20 protein-coding genes, 1 tRNA gene and 1 pseudogene are annotated in these 17,641 nt (G+C 53.1%); 13 read left to right on the top strand and 9 right to left on the bottom strand.

Annotated features, from left to right (window positions below; all coding sequences use genetic code 11):
• The first annotated feature begins 2 nt into the window (after positions 1 to 2).
• From EL217_RS03615 to EL217_RS03570, 10 genes are all read left to right on the top strand, one after another.
• Positions 3 to 830, top strand: coding sequence for a thymidylate synthase (locus tag EL217_RS03615; protein ID WP_005279881.1), 828 nt, complete (start codon positions 3 to 5; stop codon positions 828 to 830).
• Positions 830 to 1,360, top strand: a complete 531-nt coding sequence (locus EL217_RS03610) for a dihydrofolate reductase (RefSeq protein WP_126318598.1) — start codon at positions 830 to 832, stop codon at positions 1,358 to 1,360. The genes EL217_RS03615 and EL217_RS03610 overlap by 1 nt, the downstream gene beginning before the upstream one ends.
• A complete protein-coding gene (locus tag EL217_RS03605; protein WP_005279878.1) occupies positions 1,360 to 1,641 on the top strand; it encodes a glutaredoxin domain-containing protein in 282 nt (93 codons plus the stop codon). The genes EL217_RS03610 and EL217_RS03605 overlap by 1 nt, the downstream gene beginning before the upstream one ends.
• A 114-nt stretch (positions 1,642 to 1,755) precedes the next feature.
• A tRNA-Arg gene (locus EL217_RS03600) sits at positions 1,756 to 1,831 on the top strand.
• A gap of 113 nt (positions 1,832 to 1,944) precedes the next feature.
• Complete coding sequence (locus EL217_RS03595) at positions 1,945 to 2,547, top strand: DJ-1/PfpI family protein (RefSeq protein WP_005279876.1); 603 nt, start codon at positions 1,945 to 1,947, stop codon at positions 2,545 to 2,547.
• Between the two features lie 205 nt (positions 2,548 to 2,752).
• Positions 2,753 to 3,388: an MptD family putative ECF transporter S component gene (locus tag EL217_RS03590; protein ID WP_035108592.1), complete on the top strand. Its 636-nt coding sequence runs from the start codon at positions 2,753 to 2,755 to the stop codon at positions 3,386 to 3,388.
• A 296-nt stretch (positions 3,389 to 3,684) separates the two neighbouring features.
• Positions 3,685 to 4,110, top strand: coding sequence for an energy-coupling factor transporter transmembrane component T family protein (locus tag EL217_RS11410; RefSeq protein ID WP_005279872.1), 426 nt, complete (start codon positions 3,685 to 3,687; stop codon positions 4,108 to 4,110).
• Complete coding sequence (locus EL217_RS03580) at positions 4,107 to 5,576, top strand: ABC transporter ATP-binding protein (protein ID WP_005279871.1); 1,470 nt, start codon at positions 4,107 to 4,109, stop codon at positions 5,574 to 5,576. The genes EL217_RS11410 and EL217_RS03580 overlap by 4 nt, the downstream gene beginning before the upstream one ends.
• A 7-nt stretch (positions 5,577 to 5,583) precedes the next feature.
• The gene (locus tag EL217_RS03575) at positions 5,584 to 7,332 is read left to right on the top strand and encodes an ABC transporter ATP-binding protein (RefSeq protein ID WP_005279870.1); all 1,749 of its coding nucleotides are present in this window, start codon (positions 5,584 to 5,586) and stop codon (positions 7,330 to 7,332) included.
• Complete coding sequence (locus tag EL217_RS03570) at positions 7,325 to 9,097, top strand: ABC transporter ATP-binding protein (protein ID WP_126318595.1); 1,773 nt, start codon at positions 7,325 to 7,327, stop codon at positions 9,095 to 9,097. The genes EL217_RS03575 and EL217_RS03570 overlap by 8 nt, the downstream gene beginning before the upstream one ends.
• A gap of 62 nt (positions 9,098 to 9,159) precedes the next feature.
• Here EL217_RS03570 and EL217_RS11330 read toward each other — a convergent pair whose 3' ends face one another.
• The 5 genes from EL217_RS11330 to EL217_RS03555 all read right to left on the bottom strand — a co-directional run bounded on the left by EL217_RS11330 (position 9,160) and on the right by EL217_RS03555 (position 11,090).
• Positions 9,160 to 9,693, bottom strand: a complete 534-nt coding sequence (locus EL217_RS11330) for a hypothetical protein (RefSeq protein WP_005279868.1) — start codon at positions 9,691 to 9,693, stop codon at positions 9,160 to 9,162.
• Complete coding sequence (locus EL217_RS11325) at positions 9,651 to 9,914, bottom strand: MFS transporter (protein WP_005279867.1); 264 nt, start codon at positions 9,912 to 9,914, stop codon at positions 9,651 to 9,653. Before EL217_RS11325 ends, EL217_RS11330 begins: the two co-directional genes overlap by 43 nt.
• 39 nt (positions 9,915 to 9,953) lie before the next feature.
• Positions 9,954 to 10,196 (bottom strand): hypothetical protein, encoded by a 243-nt coding sequence (locus tag EL217_RS11320; protein WP_005279866.1) that lies wholly within the window; start codon positions 10,194 to 10,196, stop codon positions 9,954 to 9,956.
• 2 nt (positions 10,197 to 10,198) lie between these two features.
• Positions 10,199 to 10,645: a DUF2871 domain-containing protein gene (locus tag EL217_RS03560; RefSeq protein WP_035108588.1), complete on the bottom strand. Its 447-nt coding sequence runs from the start codon at positions 10,643 to 10,645 to the stop codon at positions 10,199 to 10,201.
• 199 nt (positions 10,646 to 10,844) lie between these two features.
• Positions 10,845 to 11,090 (bottom strand): hypothetical protein, encoded by a 246-nt coding sequence (locus EL217_RS03555; RefSeq protein WP_005279864.1) that lies wholly within the window; start codon positions 11,088 to 11,090, stop codon positions 10,845 to 10,847.
• Between the two features lie 432 nt (positions 11,091 to 11,522).
• On the opposite strand from EL217_RS03555, the gene EL217_RS03550 reads away from it, so the two are divergent.
• From EL217_RS03550 to EL217_RS03545, 3 genes are read left to right on the top strand one after another with little or no spacing between them, the layout of a single operon-like run.
• The gene (locus EL217_RS03550) at positions 11,523 to 12,701 is read left to right on the top strand and encodes a DUF262 domain-containing protein (protein ID WP_005279862.1); all 1,179 of its coding nucleotides are present in this window, start codon (positions 11,523 to 11,525) and stop codon (positions 12,699 to 12,701) included.
• Positions 12,702 to 12,713: 12 nt separating this feature from the next.
• Positions 12,714 to 13,190: an MAE_28990/MAE_18760 family HEPN-like nuclease gene (locus EL217_RS11475; protein WP_420026256.1), complete on the top strand. Its 477-nt coding sequence runs from the start codon at positions 12,714 to 12,716 to the stop codon at positions 13,188 to 13,190.
• Complete coding sequence (locus tag EL217_RS03545) at positions 13,088 to 13,492, top strand: HEPN domain-containing protein (RefSeq protein WP_126318594.1); 405 nt, start codon at positions 13,088 to 13,090, stop codon at positions 13,490 to 13,492. The genes EL217_RS11475 and EL217_RS03545 overlap by 103 nt, the downstream gene beginning before the upstream one ends.
• A gap of 176 nt (positions 13,493 to 13,668) precedes the next feature.
• Here EL217_RS03545 and EL217_RS03540 read toward each other — a convergent pair.
• From EL217_RS03540 to EL217_RS03525, 4 genes and pseudogenes are all read right to left on the bottom strand, one after another.
• Positions 13,669 to 14,112: pseudogene (locus tag EL217_RS03540) on the bottom strand (transposase); the annotation flags it as partial.
• Between the two features lie 177 nt (positions 14,113 to 14,289).
• Positions 14,290 to 15,117: a TIGR02391 family protein gene (locus tag EL217_RS03535; protein ID WP_035108585.1), complete on the bottom strand. Its 828-nt coding sequence runs from the start codon at positions 15,115 to 15,117 to the stop codon at positions 14,290 to 14,292.
• Positions 15,118 to 15,801: 684 nt separating this feature from the next.
• Positions 15,802 to 16,140 (bottom strand): P-II family nitrogen regulator, encoded by a 339-nt coding sequence (locus EL217_RS03530; protein WP_005279856.1) that lies wholly within the window; start codon positions 16,138 to 16,140, stop codon positions 15,802 to 15,804.
• Positions 16,141 to 16,167: 27 nt separating this feature from the next.
• Positions 16,168 to 17,490: an ammonium transporter gene (locus tag EL217_RS03525; RefSeq protein WP_126318592.1), complete on the bottom strand. Its 1,323-nt coding sequence runs from the start codon at positions 17,488 to 17,490 to the stop codon at positions 16,168 to 16,170.
• Positions 17,491 to 17,641: the final 151 nt, after the last annotated feature.

Here is a 17,641-nt window from a genome sequence, read left to right as displayed (position 1 = left end):
CCATGAGTGATACGTCCACCGCCTCTAGTGCCACTATCAAAACCCCGTATGAGGATCTCCTCCGCCGCGTCCTCGAATCAGGCACGGCCAAAGGCGATCGCACCGGCACCGGCACGCGCTCCATCTTCGGCGCACAGCTGCGCTATAACCTGGCCGAATCCTTCCCGCTGCTGACCACAAAGAAGGTCTACTTTCACGGGGTCGTCGGCGAGCTGCTGTGGTTCCTGCGCGGCGATTCCAATGTGAAATTCCTGCAGGATAATAACGTGCGCATTTGGAACGAGTGGGCCGATGAGAATGGCGATTTGGGCCCGGTCTATGGCGTGCAGTGGCGTTCCTGGCCCACCCCGGATGGGAGCCACATCGACCAAATTCAGCAGGCGCTCGATACTCTAAAGAATAACCCGGACTCGCGCCGCAACCTGGTCTCCGCGTGGAATGTATCTGAGCTCGACCAGATGGCGCTTATGCCCTGCCACCTGCTCTTCCAGCTCTACGTAGCCAATGACACGCTGTCCCTGCAGGTATACCAGCGCTCGGCGGATATGTTCTTGGGCGTTCCCTTCAATATCGCCTCCTATGCGGCGCTGACCCACATGTTTGCTCAGCAGGCCGGCCTCAAGGTGGGCGATCTCATCTGGACCGGCGGCGATTGCCACATCTACAACAATCACATCGAGCAGGTCCAGGAGCAGCTTTCCCGCGAGCCGCGTGAGTACCCGCAGCTTAAACTCAACAAGGCGAAGGACCTCTTCTCCTATGACTTCGCCGATTTTGAGGTGCAGGGCTACGACCCGCACCCGGCCATCAAGGCGCAGGTGTCGGTCTAATGCTTGGCGCGATTTGGGCGCAGTCCCTGGACGGCATCATCGGCGATGGCGCGCAGATGCCCTGGCACGTGCCGGAGGATCTCAAGCACTTCAAGGACGTCACCATGGGCGCGCCGGTCATCATGGGCCGCAAGACCTGGGAGTCCCTCAACCCCAAGTTCCGCCCCCTGCCCGGCCGGGAGAATTACGTGCTCTCCTCGCGCGCACCCGGCGCGTGGTCAACTGGTGCTACGGTGGGCAGAACGATGCCCGCGCTTGCCGATGCCTGGGTCATCGGCGGCGGCCAAATCTACACCGCCGCCTTGGACCAGGTGGACCGCATCGAGGTCACTCTCATGGGCGTAAACATCGGCGATATCTATGGCGAGGACGCCGTCTTTGCCCCGGATATTCCCGATACGTTCGGCCTGGCCTACAGCACGAATTGGCTCACCTCTGACACGGGGCATTTAGAGCTTCCCGAGCAGCCAGCCAGCGAGCTACCCATGAAGTACCGCTTTTTAACTTACGATAGAAAGGACGCAGCCTAATGACTGTACAAGCACCCGAAACCAACGCCGATGTCACCATCTTCTACGCCGACTGGTGCCCATTTTGCGCCAAGCTCATCAAGAACTTGGATCGCACCGAAACCCCCTACGAGCTCGTGGACGTAGAAGGCGATAACGCCGACGACATCAACGAGTGGATCAAGTCCGTCAACGACGGCAACCGCATCATCCCCACCGTCTTGTACTCCGACGGCACCCACGAGACCAACCCGCCTGCATCCTCCGTGCGCAACAAGCAGGAAGAGCTGGCAGGCGCCTAAACCCCATAGCTAAGGCTGCTTGCCCGACCTATACAAACGGCCGCGCACGCAGCCTTTTGGGGCGCACTCGCGCCGCACTGCTATGATGATCCGAGTTGCATGAGCAACATCCCCGCCCCAGTAGCTCAGGGGATAGAGCACGGCTCTCCTAAAGCCGGTGTCGGAAGTTCGAATCTTCTCTGGGGCACCAATTTGTACCCCTCTGACCTGCATCAGAGGGGTAGATTTTTCCACGCTTCTGCTTATTGACCCCGCGTACCAAAACACTAAGGTCGTCAAAATCGGTTTTGATACGGTTTAGTCATGAGCCAGACGCGTCCGCACAACATTGGCATCGTACTTTTTGATGGGTTCGAGTTACTCGATGTTTTTGGCCCCGCAGAAGTACTCGCAAATACACCAGGCCTTGAAGTCAACTATCTGTCAAAACATGACAGTCCGGTAAGCAGCGCTCAAGGGGTACGCATAGTTCCGACAATGCGTTTTGAATCTTTCTCTGGAGATACTCTGCTTGTGCCAGGAGGACGCGGTACACGCTCACTTGTTCAAGATCCAGAATTCCTCCGCCAGCTAACCGCCCTTGCAAGCTCGGCGGACATCATCACCTCAGTTTGTACTGGGTCAGCGCTACTCGCCGCCGCGGGCCTTTTAGAAAACAACACCGCTACCACAAATAAGAACGCGTTCGACTGGGTTAGAACGCACGGCCAGAAAATTGAATGGAAAAAGCAAGCTCGATGGGTCCACGACGGCAACCTCTGGACATCATCCGGTGTGGCGGCAGGAATTGATATGGCGGTGGCTTTCATTACTCACTTCTTCGGTGAAGAAACAGCATCCTCTGTCACCAATCATATTGAGCTCATCGTCAACAGCAATCCCGATAACGATCCGTTTGCTGTCTGATTTCATTCGGTCCAAGCATGCAGAGGCGGTACACCTTAGTTCCCTCATATCAATAAATAGTTATTTTATGATCCCTAAAACCGCTTATCTGCATTCGCCCCCATTAAGGGTAAATCTTCAGATCCGGCTAGAAATAGCTTATAAACAGTATTATATGTTTTAGATAAGCCTTACTTTCCCTACTGTTTATGAATCGAGGTTTACCATGACCCAACAGTCCTCTACGCCTGCACGGAATACAAGCTCATCCAGTGGGTCGACGGCACGTTTAAACACCAGAGATCTCATCAACGCTGGCATCTTTTCCGCACTTTACTTTGTAATCACTTTTGTAACCGGGATGGTTGGATTCGCAGGACCCCAATTCATGTTCATTGGCTGGTTCATCGCGGCAATCGCAAATGGAATCGTGCTAGCGCTTTATGCTGCCCGCACGCCCAAAATGGGCGCTTTCACCCTTGTCGGCGGTATTAACGGATTAGCATTCATGCTCACCGGGCACTACTTCTGGACCTTGCTGGGAAGCATAATTCTTGGGTTTATCGCGGATTTGATTATCACAAAAAGCCACCTCGGGATTGCCAAGTCCTTCCCTATTGCCTATGGCGTCTTCTGTGCCTGGGTTTCTTTGCCTTTTATCCCGCTAATTATGGATACGGACTCATACTACGTCGATATCGCAGACCAAATGGGCCAAGAATACGCCGATGCTATGTCGGATATCTTCCAGCCATGGACCATTGGAGTACTGGCCATTTGTGCGCTCATCGTCGGCTTTATCGGAGGAAAGGTCGGAGTTCGCGTCAGTCGCAAACACTTTGAAAGCGCTGGTCTCCTGTGAGCTTGGACAAACAGGGCGTGCTTCGTCGATCTTCAATCGATCCACGGACCGTGCTGCTTTCTGTTCTAGTAATCAATGCGGTAGCTCTCAGCCACGGCCACCTACCGACACTGCTGATTTCTATCGCCTTCAGCTCCATCGCACTAGCTACAGTAAAGCCACACTATGGTCTTATTTGCCTGTGCGCTTTTGCATTATCCTATCTAGGGTATTGGGGCCTTTTACAGCTTCCTGGCTCCACATTTTTCGCTTTTTCGGCGGCAGTTTTTTCGTGGCTAAGCCGTTTCGTCATCAGCATGTCCATCGGCGCATTCGGCTTGCTCACTCTCACACCATCCACGTTGACCTCAGCACTGCGGGACCTGCGTTTACCAGGCTGGGCCACCATTCCACCGGCGGTATTCCTGCGTGTTTTGCCGATCATCGTGGCAGAAGCCAAAGCCATCCGCGATGCCATGGTCCTTCGGGGTCTCCAGCCTGGAGCGAAAAGCTGGTTCACACAGCCCACACAATCGTCCGCGATGCTGATCATCCCCTTGTTAGGCGCCGTCGTCCGCGCTGGTGATGAGCTCGCTGCCTCTGCTCTTGTCCGCGGATTGGGAGGACCCACACGCCCAACCACCACCGCTGATCTTTCCTTCAAGCTTGTCGATGCAACTGCAATAGCTGGGTTGGGCCTCGTTGTTGCCTCTGTCTGGCTTCCCACGGAGGTCCACTTATGAACGAACGCAGTGTCGCAACCAGTGTAAACGCCCATAACGTTTCTTTTACATATCCATTGGGCGCTCGGCCAGGCATTCAAGGTGTATCTGATGTGTCTTTTTCTGTCTCTCCAGGACAGTGCCTACTGATTACCGGTGATTCCGGATCGGGAAAGTCCACGGTACTCAAGTTGATCAACGGACTCATCCCCCATTTCAATCCAGGAGAGCTACTAGGTACCATCACTATTACAAAGGATGGCCAGGACTTTAACCCTGCGCAGGAACCGCTGTCCCGCGCCATCGAGTTCAGCGCCTCAGTATTCCAGAATCCACGGACGCAGTTTTTCACTGAAAGCGTCAATGCAGAATTAGCCTTCGGGCTAGAAAACCTGGGTGTGGATCCCACAGAAATTGAATCTAGGATTCAATCAGCGGTCGAGTTGCTAGGCATTAACGATCTTCGGGGCCGGCGATTCAAAGAATTATCCGGTGGACAGTTACAAACCGTGGCATGCGCATGCGCGCTTGTGTCCCCGGGCAGTCTCGTGCTTCTCGATGAACCCACGTCCAATCTCTCCATGGAAAGCATCGATATTCTTGCACGCGTACTACACCGCTTGAAGGAATTAGGCACAACGATCATTATCGCTGATCACCGCCTCTTTTTCTTAAAAGATATCGCTGACCAAGTTATTTACTTGACTCAGGGAAAAATAGCGCGCAGTTTCCACGCCCAAGAGTTTTATGCCTTAGACGAACCCGAACGCAAACAATTGGGGCTACGCAGCTTACACCACGTTCCACTCCCCGCGAGCGTGCCCGAACCACCCACGCCCGAAAACGCCGATCCCCAGCGGAGCGGACTCGAGTTAAGCGATATCCGTTTTTCTTATGGCACGCATGAGGTGCTCAACATTGACCACGCATTTTTCCCCAGCGGCGAAGTCACCGCCTTAATCGGGCCCAACGGCGCTGGAAAAACCACCCTCGCCAGGATCATTTGTGGTCTTGCTTCTCCCAAACGCGGCGGTAGTCTCCGTTTGAACAGCAAACGAGTAGGAGCAGCAGCTCGGAGGCGCAGCGCGTACATGGTAATGCAGGATGTTGGCCGCCAGCTATTCGCTGCCACCACCGAAGAAGAGGTCACGCTCGGACTGGCAAAGAAGAAGCGGGACCACATCGATGTCAACGAGATTCTCCATCGCCTCGATCTGGAAGAGATGGCCCAACGGCATCCGCAGTCTCTGTCCGGTGGGCAACGGCAACGCTTAGCCATAGCTTCAGCCCAAGCCGAGCAAGCAGAGGTCTACATCTTCGATGAACCTACCTCTGGAGTGGGCTGGCGCCAACTGCAATCCATCTCTGCGCTGCTTCGCTCTCTTACAGCAAGCGGCGCAGTGGTCATCGTTATCACCCATGACCACGAATTCATCCAAGAATCAGTCACCAGAATCATCGATATGACTGACATCAACAAGAATTGAGAAAGAAATGTCTGAGGTAAAACAAAGTTCCACAGAATCAAACGGAACCCACGCACCAGAATCACACGGTGCGTCACCGGAAGAAGAGGCTCGCGCAAAACAAAAAGCCGGCCAGGCCGCTCTAAAAAAGCTACTGGCCCCAGTACAAATAACCATCTACTTCGCACAGTTTCTCGCGCTTATATCCTCGGTACTCGCCGTAGCACCCTACGTCGCGTTGGTGGCATTGGGAAATGCTCTAATCGACGGCAATACTGATGACGTCGCGTCCATTGTGAAATGGCTACTTGCTGCATTTTTGGGCCAGCTATTCTTCTATTTCCTTGCCCTTACGATCACCCACTTCGCTGATGCAAAGCTGGTGGGGATTAACCGGCACCGAATTATTACCGCTATTGCGAAAGCACCACTCTCGTGGTTTAGCCAGACTAATTCCGGCAAAGTCCGCAAAGCTGTCGAGGACGATACGCTAACTCTGCACACCCTGACAGCCCATGCTCCTGTAGAGCAAGTTGCCGCAATCTTCACGCCTCTTGCGCTTCTGGTTTATGCCTTTATTTTGGATTGGCGCCTTGGCCTACTTTCTATTGCCACTGTGCCCATTTTCCTAGCAATCCAGGCGTATTCAATGAAAGATATGGGCACAAAAACTGCGGAAATGGACGATTATCTTGGAGAGGTTTCTGCCACTGCAGTGGAGTTCTCCGAAGGTATTTCCGTCGTCAAGGCTTTCGGCACCGTTGGCAAAGCCCACGCTCGGTACCGCGAAGCTGCTAAACAATTCGCTATCTTCTATTACGAGTGGGTACGTCCGCTTCTGCGTGTTAGCGCAATTTCAGAATCCGTGGTGGCGGTTCCTGTCCTCATCCTTATCAATGTAGGAGTCGGTTCCCTGCTAATAGCCGGGGACTATGTCACGGTTGCTGAAGTCATCGCCACAACATTGATTGCACTGGTGATCCCAGGCACGATTCAAACCGTCGGCCGCATGATGTGGTCTTACCAGCTCGCTGGCAATGCGGCGTTGCGCCTTGATGAAGTCATGACAATTTCCCACGTGAAAGAAGGCCAAAAGAGCCTCGATGCCAGTAGTCAAGACATGGAGGTGGAGTTCCATAAGGTCAGCTTTAGCTACGCCCCAGACACACCAGTCCTCCAAGACTTTTCTGCGCAATTAAACGCAGGCACTGTCACGGCATTGATTGGCCCCTCCGGGTCTGGCAAATCCACAGCAGCAACGATGCTGGCGCGTTTCCAGGATCCAGATTCGGGCACAATCACTATCAACAACGTGGATATCCGTGATCTCACTTTCGACAGTTTGTACCGCACTGTGGCTTTCGTCTTACAAGATCCTCACTTACTGCGAATGAGTATTCGGGAAAACATTCGCCTTGCACGCCCAGAAGCTCGTGATGAAGAGATCTGGCAAGCAGCAGAGGCCGCGCACATAGCTGCTGATATTCGCGCTTTACCGGCTGGGCTCGACACCGTTGTTAGTGAGGACATCTCTTTATCCGGTGGACAACAGCAACGCATTTCTATTGCCCGGGCAATTATTACCAATGCCCCAATCTTGATCCTGGATGAAGCTACTGCGGCAACTGATCCTGACTGCGAAGCAGAAATTCAAGCAGCTCTAGCCACACTCGTCAGAGACAAGACCGTCTTAGTCATCGCCCACAAGCCAGAGTCCATCCAAGGCGCAGACCAAATAATCCGCCTCAAGCCTGTGAAGGATAATTCTCATGTCTAATGCCACCACGCCTGCTAGTTCGCGGCTTCGTGATCCGTTACTTACTCGCAGTGTCAAAAAGCTGCAAAGTCCTGTAGGTCATAAGCTCAATAAAAGGCATGCTTGTCTATCGCTTATCGTTGGCGTGCTTGACGGCCTCGCCGTTCTCACGCTCGTGCCACTTACAAAGGCACTCGATGGGGATACGACGATCGCACCATGGATGTGGACGCTTTTGGCAATTGCGCTCGTAGCTTTTGCGCTACGATTTTTCGCAACCATGGCCTCTTACCACACGGCCTTGGATTTCATCCGAACCGCGCACACGACTGTGGGCGATAAATTGGCAACGCTACCGCTCGGCTGGTTCATACCGGCTAATACCGGCGGGCTATCTCGTCTCGTCTCAGATCGTTTTATGGTGGCGGCCGAGACTCTTGCACATACTCAAGGTATGGTGTACCGCGATAGTGCAGCACTTATGACCCTGTTGGTTGGAGCGTGTTTCTGGAATCCACGGTTGGGATTGGTCTTTCTAATCATCGCACCATTGGCGCTCGTGGTGATGCAGTTGGCTGCGTGGATTCGTGAGAAAGCATCGAACCGCGCACTCGGGCCGAGTAAAGAGCTCTCCCAGCGCATCGTAGAATTTGCTAACCGCCAGCCGGCCTTGCGCGCGGCGGGAAAATCACAAGGGTTTGCGCCGCTTGAGCAAGCACTAGAAATCGATCATAAAGCACGGATACGCGAGCTATGGGTATCCACATTAGCTTTGCTACTCAACGGCATAGTAGTGCAGATCTTCATCGTGGCTCTCATTATGGTCTCCGCGGATCTTGCCGTTGAAGGCGCCCTATCGCCACTAGAAACAATTGCGATCATCGGAATCAGCTTGAGGTTTACCCGCACGCTTGAGCAGCTGGGCTCTTGTTTCGTCGGTTTAGACGCAGGCCGTATCGCGCTCGCAGAAACCGAGCTCATCACCGATGCCCCTTCCCTGCCAGAACCCACTACTCCGCGCACAGGAGACGGTTCGGGCAGTGTTGAGCTGCGCGATGTCACGTTTGGGTACGGAGATAAGCCGGTATTGGTCGATGTCGCCTTCCACGCCCAACCGGGCACCGTTACCGCCATTGTCGGTCCTTCTGGCTCCGGAAAGACCACAATTGCGCGCCTTATTTCACGATTCTGGGATGTAGATTCCGGGGCGGTGATGGTTGACGGCGTAGATATCCGCGAGCTTGGAACCGAACAGCTAATGTCCAAACTATCCATGGTCTTTCAGGACGTCTACCTCTTCGATGATTCGCTGATTGCTAATATCCGCGTTGGTCGTCCCGACGCCTCCGATGAGGAAATCTTCCGCGCAGCTGATCTTTCAGGCGTGACTGCTATTGCCAACCGCCTAGGGTGGCACACTCCTGTTGGTGAAGGCGGGCGGCTTCTGTCCGGCGGCGAGCGCCAGCGCGTATCTGTTGCTCGCGCGCTGCTCAAACAAGCGCCGATTGTCCTCTTTGATGAGGCTACCTCCGCGCTCGATGCAGAAAATGAGGCAAATATCCTTGCCGCAATGGACGAGCTACGGGAGAAGTCTACTTTTATCGTCATCGCCCATAAGCTGGATACAATTAAATCTGCTGATCAAATCGTAGTCTTGGATGAACACGGGCACGTCAGCCAGCTGGGCACGCATTCTGAGCTTTCCGATGTCCTCGGAATCTACCGCCACTTCTGGCAGCAACGCAAAGCAGCACGCGGGTGGAAAATCAGTTCGGGACGCGATTAACGCGGGCACCGAGATCGGCGTTGTTTGCGGGGGCACCCTTCTCCCCCGCAGCACGGCGCACCCTAAGTGCACCGACAAAAGCTCAGAACGAAGAATGCGGTAGCGGCTACGAGCGACCACTGCGCGGCGTTGGCCATGTCTTCGCTTAAGGCCTGCACCACTGCCCCAGGCGCCCCGTACCGTGCCGCGACGCGGCGGGCGGCTGCACCGGAGAAGAATGCACCAATTGCCATGGCTGCCAGCACCAGGCCAGCCAACATCGTGCTGAGGTCTAGCGCATTAATCAGGTACAGCGGCAGCACGAAGATGATGGCAAACTCGCCGATTGCTACCGCACCAGCGGTGATGTTGCCCCACGAGAACGTGGAATAAGAAAACAATTCAAGATCCAACAGCGCCGAGCGGTGCCTCCGCTCGCGGTGCTTTTCCCACCTGATAAACAGCACGAAGCCCACGGCCGAAATCGCGGACGCTAGCGGAACCGGTGAAATAGCCGCGTTTTCGGACCAGGTCCAGCCAAAGATGCTGAATGAGGATTGGGGCTCCCACCAGCCTAGGTCGGGGCCCTCGATAATCGCGAATACCAGGACACCCATTCCGTCAGTGCACCACCGGCAGGCGGTCCGACCGCTGCCGCGCCGGAAATCACCGCGCCCCACACACCAAAGGCTGCTGCGCGGTATTTGCCGCGGACTACGGTATTAACCGTGGAAAGCGTGGAAGGCATGATGAACGCAGGACCGATTGCCTGTACTGCGCGCACGGAGATCCACGTGGCGGCGGAGGTAGAAAATCCCGCCAATACGCTGCCTGCCACGAATATTGTCAGGCCGGTGAGGAACGCGCGCTTGCGTCCTCAGGTATCCGCATTCTTGCCCGTCGACAGCAGCAGCGCCGCCAGCAAAACCGCATAGAGGCTGTTGCCCCACTGCGCCTGCGTCAGGTTGAGCTGCAAGTCAGTGATAATCGACGGCAATGCCACGCCGACGATCATGCCATCAAGAACGATGACGCCCAGTCCGACGGAAAGAACCGCCAAGCTTATCCAATCGCGGCGAGTAGGCACCGTGACGTTTTCTTGTGCGCTGTGCTCGCTCATTGTTAGGCGTTCACCGAAGCTTTGGCGTTGCCGTCATCTGGCTCCTTGATGGCCCGGCCCAAATTCACGAGGAAAACTGTCAGCCCCACCGTGATGAAGATGTGTCCCAAACCTGCGATGCCAGAAATCATCTCATTGGACTCCTTGCCCAGCACCGTCAATATGCCGTGTGAAATTTGCATGCCAACGGTAAGCACCACGCCCACGTTGTACAGCCAGAAGAATGAGTTGAATAGCTGGCAGTACCGCGACAGTGCGAAGACCTTTTCCAGCGCCAAGAAAATGAGGAACAGCATGAAGCCCAGCGCTAGCAAGTGGGTGTGGGCCACGCCTAGCTGCGTATATTCGCCTTCGGGAAAATCCTGTAGCTTCGTAAACTCCCGATAAAACAAACCAGCGACCAAGCCCAAGACGAGGTAGAAAATCGCTGCCCTGTACAAAGCCTTCATGTCATTACTCCTTCCCAGCCACCGCCGTGACTGGATAGCCGAGGGGATCAATTTCTCTAAATACATATCTTGCCCCGACTTGCTCGGCTTTGAATCGCAGAGGCGGTTGAACATTGAATCCACCAGTAGGTTGATTGGAGGTGCTTAACGTCGTGTCCTCTGCATTCCCGCAAGGAGTGCAGCCCCAAAACTAGCGCTTCTAGCGCTCGGCTTTTATATTTTTCTTTTCAAATACAGGACCGGAACGGGCCAGCGCGAGGATCACCAGCACGGTCCCGAGGCCCGCTGAAAGCAATGGAACTACAGCATTACCTGACTGCTGCCTAGCCTCGGCATCCATTTCCGCATTCAGCTCGCGGGTAATTGAGTCTTGCAGTAAAGCCCAAACTAGGGAATTGGCATCCGTGGTGGATATGGCTAATTCATCAATAATTTCCGCGTGCACGGGGTAGCGAAAAACTTCCTTATGGTCGCATTATCGGACGGCTCTCGGCGTGCCATATTACGCATTCTGGGTTATCTCCTTATGCAGGTTGGGAACCTACACACCAACCATCGGATCCCCTCAATGGCCGTCCCCCGACTGCTTCGATAAAGCCTATAATCCAGACCCCACGCATGAACAACTTAACAGGCTCGATGAAGCTGACCCTGGAGCAAACAGGATGGTCAGCCCAGTCGTCTTCGAAAACCACATCGGATTTACTGCCGACAAAATAGATGGTTGTCTAACCTCAAGGTAGCTTCACTGCGTGTCCACGATTTGCGGGAACCCCAGAGGACTTAACGGGCGCTCAAAAAAGGACCCACGCATTTAGTTTTCACGATATAATTGCGAGTGGATTTTGTAGTTCTATACGAATTGAAAGGACGATTTATGTCAGCCATTAGTGAAGAAGAGCTTGTCAACGCTGTTAAAGCTAGGTCTCAAGAAGTCCGGGCAGCAACAACCTCGTACTCGGTGAGGGAGTTAAGGAGCATGTTTGAGGAAGGGCAGATAAATATCCGCCCAGAGTTTCAGAGAACGTTCCGGTGGACCAAAGAACAGAAATCTTCTCTGATTGAATCCATGTTGTTGTCCATTCCACTACCCTCAGTCTTTGTTTCCGAAGATTTTGATGGTGATTGGGATGTGGTTGATGGTGTACAGAGACTCTCCACCATTTTCAGTTTTATGGGGATGACCTTTCCGGATTCGGACAATAACCTTGAGTCGGGCGACAATAGCATGGACGGTGCCGATGAAGAAGCATTAACCGATTCGGGTAGGGACTCGGAATTTTCTCTTGAGCCATTTGCTCTGTCTAGATTGGAACACCTAGTCGAGGCAGAAGATCTTAGTTGGATCGACCTACCGAGAGCGCTTAAAAGAAAACTAGAAACTACGCGTATCGATGTCACGATGCTGGAGAGTACTTCTTCTGCAGAAGCTAAGTACAATTTATTCTTGCGCTTGAATTCTGGAGCTAGCCTTACTCAGCAAGAACTCCGAAACTGCCTGTTACTGATGGTTAACCCGAGTTTCTTTAAAACCATTAAGTCATGTGCACAGAACGAGGACTTCCTTAAACTTGTTCAACTCTCAGATAGAAAGTCGAAACAAGCTTTCAGCGATGAGCTTGTTTTACGATTTTTCATGCAGAGCGAATTTTCCGGAGACACCTCGTCACTTCGAGAAGACTTCGGAGAATACCTGACGGCGTGGGCGAAAGGTGCTGCTTTACGGGAAGAGTCCAGTTATACTCCCGATACGGATTTGTTTAATAGGACTGTTTCCTTGGTTCTGTCTGCAGGAGGCAGTGATGCGCTCCGTCGACTCTCTGAAGATGGGAAATCCCGTCGCGGTCCAGCATCAAATGCTGCCTTTGAATTTGTAATGTCCGGCGTATCAAATGAAATAGACTTCTGGGAGAGTACACCTGAAACCCTCCAAGGATTACTGTCCGATTTTTGGACTTCTGATGAATTCCGCGAACACGTAGGATCTGGAGTAAATGCCCGCGATCGTTTTCCAAAAATGATTAACTTCGGACGTCAATACTTTAAAAGGCGTTAGAAATTGAAACAAATGCGTGACATCGATGAATTATTTGGTGCATTAACCGAGGCCAGCGCGTGGAGGAAAAAAGAGCTAAACAAACTGGTGAGCAAGTTCAACTTCCAGTATCGAAAGACAACTCAAAAAGATCCCAACAACCCCGAAAAAACTATCGTTCGCTATCAATATATTGAAGATGACAGCAGTGGACGAGTAGTTCCGTTATCGGCTTTAGACAAGCGTGCGATGTATATACTTACCTATTCCCATTGGGAAGGATACGTAAAGCAAGCTATTCAAATTTACTTGAAATCATTAGGTTACGTATCTTTTCGGGAAGCCCAATCACACCCAAGGGCAGTTCGACGTATCCTGAGGACGAGACTGGAAGAGCACAAAAAGCCATGGAGAACTCGGATCTTTCTCCTGAAGAACTTCAAAAACTACGGGCGCGTTTCATTGAACAGCTCGATGATGATCGATTGGAGCTTCAGGAACAAGAAATAAAAATATTTTCTAATACTTCCTCAAATCTCAGAATCAAAGTTTTAAAAAAATTGTTACGCGATTTGGACATACGCATCCCTGAATTTTTCCACAGAAATGGCGAAACTATTGATAAAATGGTCGAAATACGCAACGGCATTGCGCACGGTGATCCCACATATAGAAGTGATAGTTTTCCAGAGGAAGTACAGGACGGCTTACCCAAAACTATTGATTTTGTAGAGGAGTCGTTTTCTGAATTGCAAAAAATTTTAATAGAGAAAGCAGATTCTTCCTTTACTGTCGAAAAGCGGTTGGCTTAGTAGAGTGACGGCCTGATAATCAAGTTTCAATATCCTGGTTTGATGTTAGTAAAATAGGATTTTAAATTCTGCGTTTCCCGCAGGTCGTGAAAACATAGCATTGTTAGCTAGTTGCTAGGTAGCTATTTCCGCTCCCTGCGCCGAGCGTGTCAAGTTGTTTGTGTGTGGGGTTAGGTTTATAGGTATTTGTCGAAGCGGTCAGGAAAGGCCACGGCCATTTGGTTGATGGCTTGTTTCCAGCCGGATACTCGTGCTCCTTCCACGAGCCTGCTGGTTGTAGCCGAGGCCCGTTTGCCTTGTTTCGCCCGCTTGATAGCTCGTTTGTCTTCAATATTGCAGATCATCAACCACAGCGTCTTTAACGCGGAATCATCATTAGTAAATTGGACCCGGTTGCGCGTGGCTTTACGCAGCTGGTTGTTAAACGATTCAATCGAATTCGTCGTATAGATAACCTTCCTGGCCGCTGGAGGAAACTGCAAAAATGGCACGAATCTATCCCACGCATCCTCCTAGACCTTGACCGACTGAGGGTACTTCACACCCAGTTCAGACTTGGAGAATTCCTTCAACGCCGCTTCTGCCGTGGATTCATCAGTAGCTGTATACACCTTCTTCAACGCTGCTGGGGCCTGACCCCCGGAAAGTGGACACGCCGGAGGCTGGGTCCTTCTTGGCAAGTTCCAGGTTTTCCATCTACTCAAACAGAACAAACCTGGGACGCTTAAGTTCTATGGTTACTAGAATCGAGCGAATTGATGGGTGCCACTTTCGGAAGATAGGTTCGGGTGCGACTTCTATCTGAAGGACTGATCAAGCTGGGCTGAATCGAGGCGACGGTGAACATAAGAAAATAAGCTAAAAGCATCGAGAAAGTCATGTTGGTCTTCCTCACTTCCCCGCCGGGTTTGATGTGCGCGAGGATTCCGGTAGTGCCCATAGATACCTACCAGAAGGTTCCTAAACCCTTTTTGTTCTGATTCCTCCGACTGTGTGGAAAGTCCATTAATTAAAAGCCTAGGAGCAGAATTCTTTGTTCCCAAAGCGGTGTCGAACAAGTCCTGGCCATCATCCGTCAGGCCTGTAAGGTTACGGATGCGATCAGGAATCGACTTGGCGGCCTCGGATATCGCATGGAACAGTGACTGGGAGATCAGTTCTTGACTGCAATATTCCAGCAGATGCTCGTGAGTACCTCGCCGATGTAGCTCCTCCATGAGAGAGTTTGTGAGACGGTCAATATCGTCAAATTTATTTGCTACTTCGCCGAATTCGATCAACCGGCAATCTTCGTCGATGTGCCACCCCTCAGTGATCAGTACCCGGTTGAGCTGGCGACGCAAATCCTCCCAGAACTGGCGGTTGTTAGTGTGTCGTGCCGGACTCATTGCCGCCGCTATGAAGTCACGCGTACGTTGAGCGGCTGACTCCGAATTGGACGTGTTAGTAAGCGCGCCAAACAGTCCCTCTCGTTTATTTCCGGTTCCACGTGGTGGCGCGTCTATATCTTGCAGAAGCTGGTCAATCTGACTTCCAGTCAGGCACGGTGGTTCAGGGCTGGCCAGGACGTTTGCAATATTGCGGATCGTCGAACGGTGAGGAAAAGAAGAAGAGGATTGACTCATTCTTCAAGCTTCTCATGTGTAAAGCAGGAAGCTAAATATTTCCATCAGGGCCAGTGTCCAGTTCAAAGGGGTCCTTGAGAACACATGCGTAAGCGCCCTACACGGTCACGCCCTTGGCTTGTCGGAATTCACGTCAAGGCTTGCTCTTATAAAGGGCCGATAATGGCTGCTACTGACCTCCTGACATGTACTAACGATGCAGGTGGAATTATCCCAACTGCCGAACAAAGGGCAATGCCTATTTCCGTGGCCGCGGTCCTGCTGCCACAGCGTTCGGTAACAGCAACATAAACAAGGTAATCCAGGATTAACGCAAGGGTTCCATTTCGGCATCCATTGCGTTGTCAGCAGTTCCGCTTAAAGGTACCCAAAATTCCTAACTTTACCCCTGGACAAGGGCAGGTTATGTTCGTCTGCGTTTCTATTACTTTTCTTTTGATGAGCAGTAGAACTTGTCGCTAGCTTCGGTTAGGCACCGCCCGATGCCTGAGGAATGATCTTTAGCCAGTGAGTAGCCGTCAAAGGAGAGCACACACCCTCTCATCGTTTTAAGGCCGATAGTTCCGATTCGGCACAAACCGGTTCGATGGTCCCATTGTTTCTTCACCATAAGATTTAACGACAGCTTAGAGCCCCAGCCCTCCACTCTTCTGAGGAGGCCTGGGGCGCCGGTGTCTTGGAGGCTTAAATAGCCTTCTCCCCACGCTCGTCGGTGCGGACGCGGATGACGTCTTCGACGGGGGCTATCCATATCTTGCCGTCGCCGATTTCGCCGGTGCAGGCGGCGTCGACGATGGCATCGACAATTGCTTCGGCGTCATCGTCTGCCACGATGAGCTCGATTTTGGCCTTAGGCACAAAGGAGGTGGCGAATTGGGCGCCGCGGTAGATTTCCTTGTTGCCGCGTTGCTGGCCAAAGCCTTCGATTTCGGTCACCGTCATGCCGGGCGAGCCGAGCTTTTGTAGGGCTTGCTGGATATCATCAAGAGTAAAGGGCTTGACCACGGCTGTTACGAGTTTCATTGTTGCTCCTAGGTATCGCTGGGCGTTTTAGTTGCGGCTGGTGGTACCGCGCATGGCACGGCCGCCAATGTCATAGCCGGTCTCACGGTGACCACCAAAGTCAATGCCGTCGGTTTCAATCTGGTCGGTCACGCGCCAGCCAATGGTCGCCTTCAAAATCACCGCAATGATGGCGGTAATGACTGCGGCGAAGACCACGGCGATTGCGGCGATGAGGATCTGTACGATGAGCAGCTTCCAGCCTTCGGCGCCGCCGCCGGTAAAGATGCCGCGATCATTGGCAAAGAACGCAACCGCCACGGTGCCCCACAAGCCAGCGACCAGGTGGACGCCCACGACGTCGAGGGAATCATCGAAGCCGAAGCGGAACTTCAGGCCCACGCCCAGGCAGCCCAGCATGCCGCCGAGGGCACCCATGATGAGGGAGGTGACCGGGTTCAGGTCGCCGGCGGCCGGGGTAATGGTGACTAGGCCGGCAACCACGCCGGAGGCTGCACCTAAGGAAGTGCAGTAGTTATCGCGGAGCTTTTCCACGAGCAACCAACCTAGGATTGCGGCAGCCGTTGCGGCGGTGGTGTTGACCCAGGCCAGGCCGGCGAGGCCATCGGCTGCGAAGGCGGAACCGCCATTGAAGCCGAACCAACCGAACCACAGCAGGCCGGCACCGAGCATGACCATGGGCAGGTTGTGGGGACGCTGAACGCTCTTCGGGAAGCCTTGGCGCTTGCCCACGACAATCGCTAAGACCAGTGCGGCCGTACCGGCGGAAATGTGGACGACGATACCACCGGCAAAGTCAATCGGTGCCACAAGCGCTTCCCCACCTTCGCTGCCAAAGATCCAGCTGGTGACGCTGCTTTCACCCTCACCCAGGATGCCACCGCCCCAGACCATGTGAGCCAGCGGGAAGTAGACAAAGGTTGCCCACAGGCCACTGAAAATCATCCAGGTACCGAACTTCACACGGCCCGCGAGTGCACCGGAGATAATCGCGGTGGAAATAACGGCGAAGGTGAGCTGGAAGCCGATATCGATGATATTGGCGTAGCCTTCCGCACCTTCGAGGTACTCACCGTTGGCATCAAAGATGGAATCCTTGAGCCCGAAGAACTCGAAGGGGTTGGCAACGATGCCGCCCCAAGACTCCGTGCCGTAGCTCATTGACCAGCCCCAGAGGATGTAAATGATGCTGACTACCGCTAGTGAGCCGAAGGACATCAGCATCATGTTGAGCACACCGCGGCGCTCTGTCATGCCTCCGTAAAAAAGTGCCAGGGCTGGGGTCATGAGCAGCACGAGAGCCGCGCTCATGAGCATCCAGCTCGCATTGCCTGCGATCACCGAATCCATTGTTTCTCCTTGTAGGGTTCCTTCATTGCTTTTCATAACGGTAGTACTACAGGTATACAAATATCTATTGGGCTATAGGTTAATCCCCCAATGTGGGGTTGCCGCACCCCTTACCCTCCTCGCGTAATTAATTCACTGCGCCGGGCGGAAT

The sequence above is a fragment of the Corynebacterium segmentosum genome (assembly GCF_900637825.1).
In the GTDB taxonomy this organism is placed as follows: Bacteria; Actinomycetota; Actinomycetes; order Mycobacteriales; family Mycobacteriaceae; genus Corynebacterium; species Corynebacterium accolens.
The sequence above is the reverse complement of the archived record's forward strand: the minus strand, read 5'-3'. Positions and strand labels throughout refer to the sequence as shown.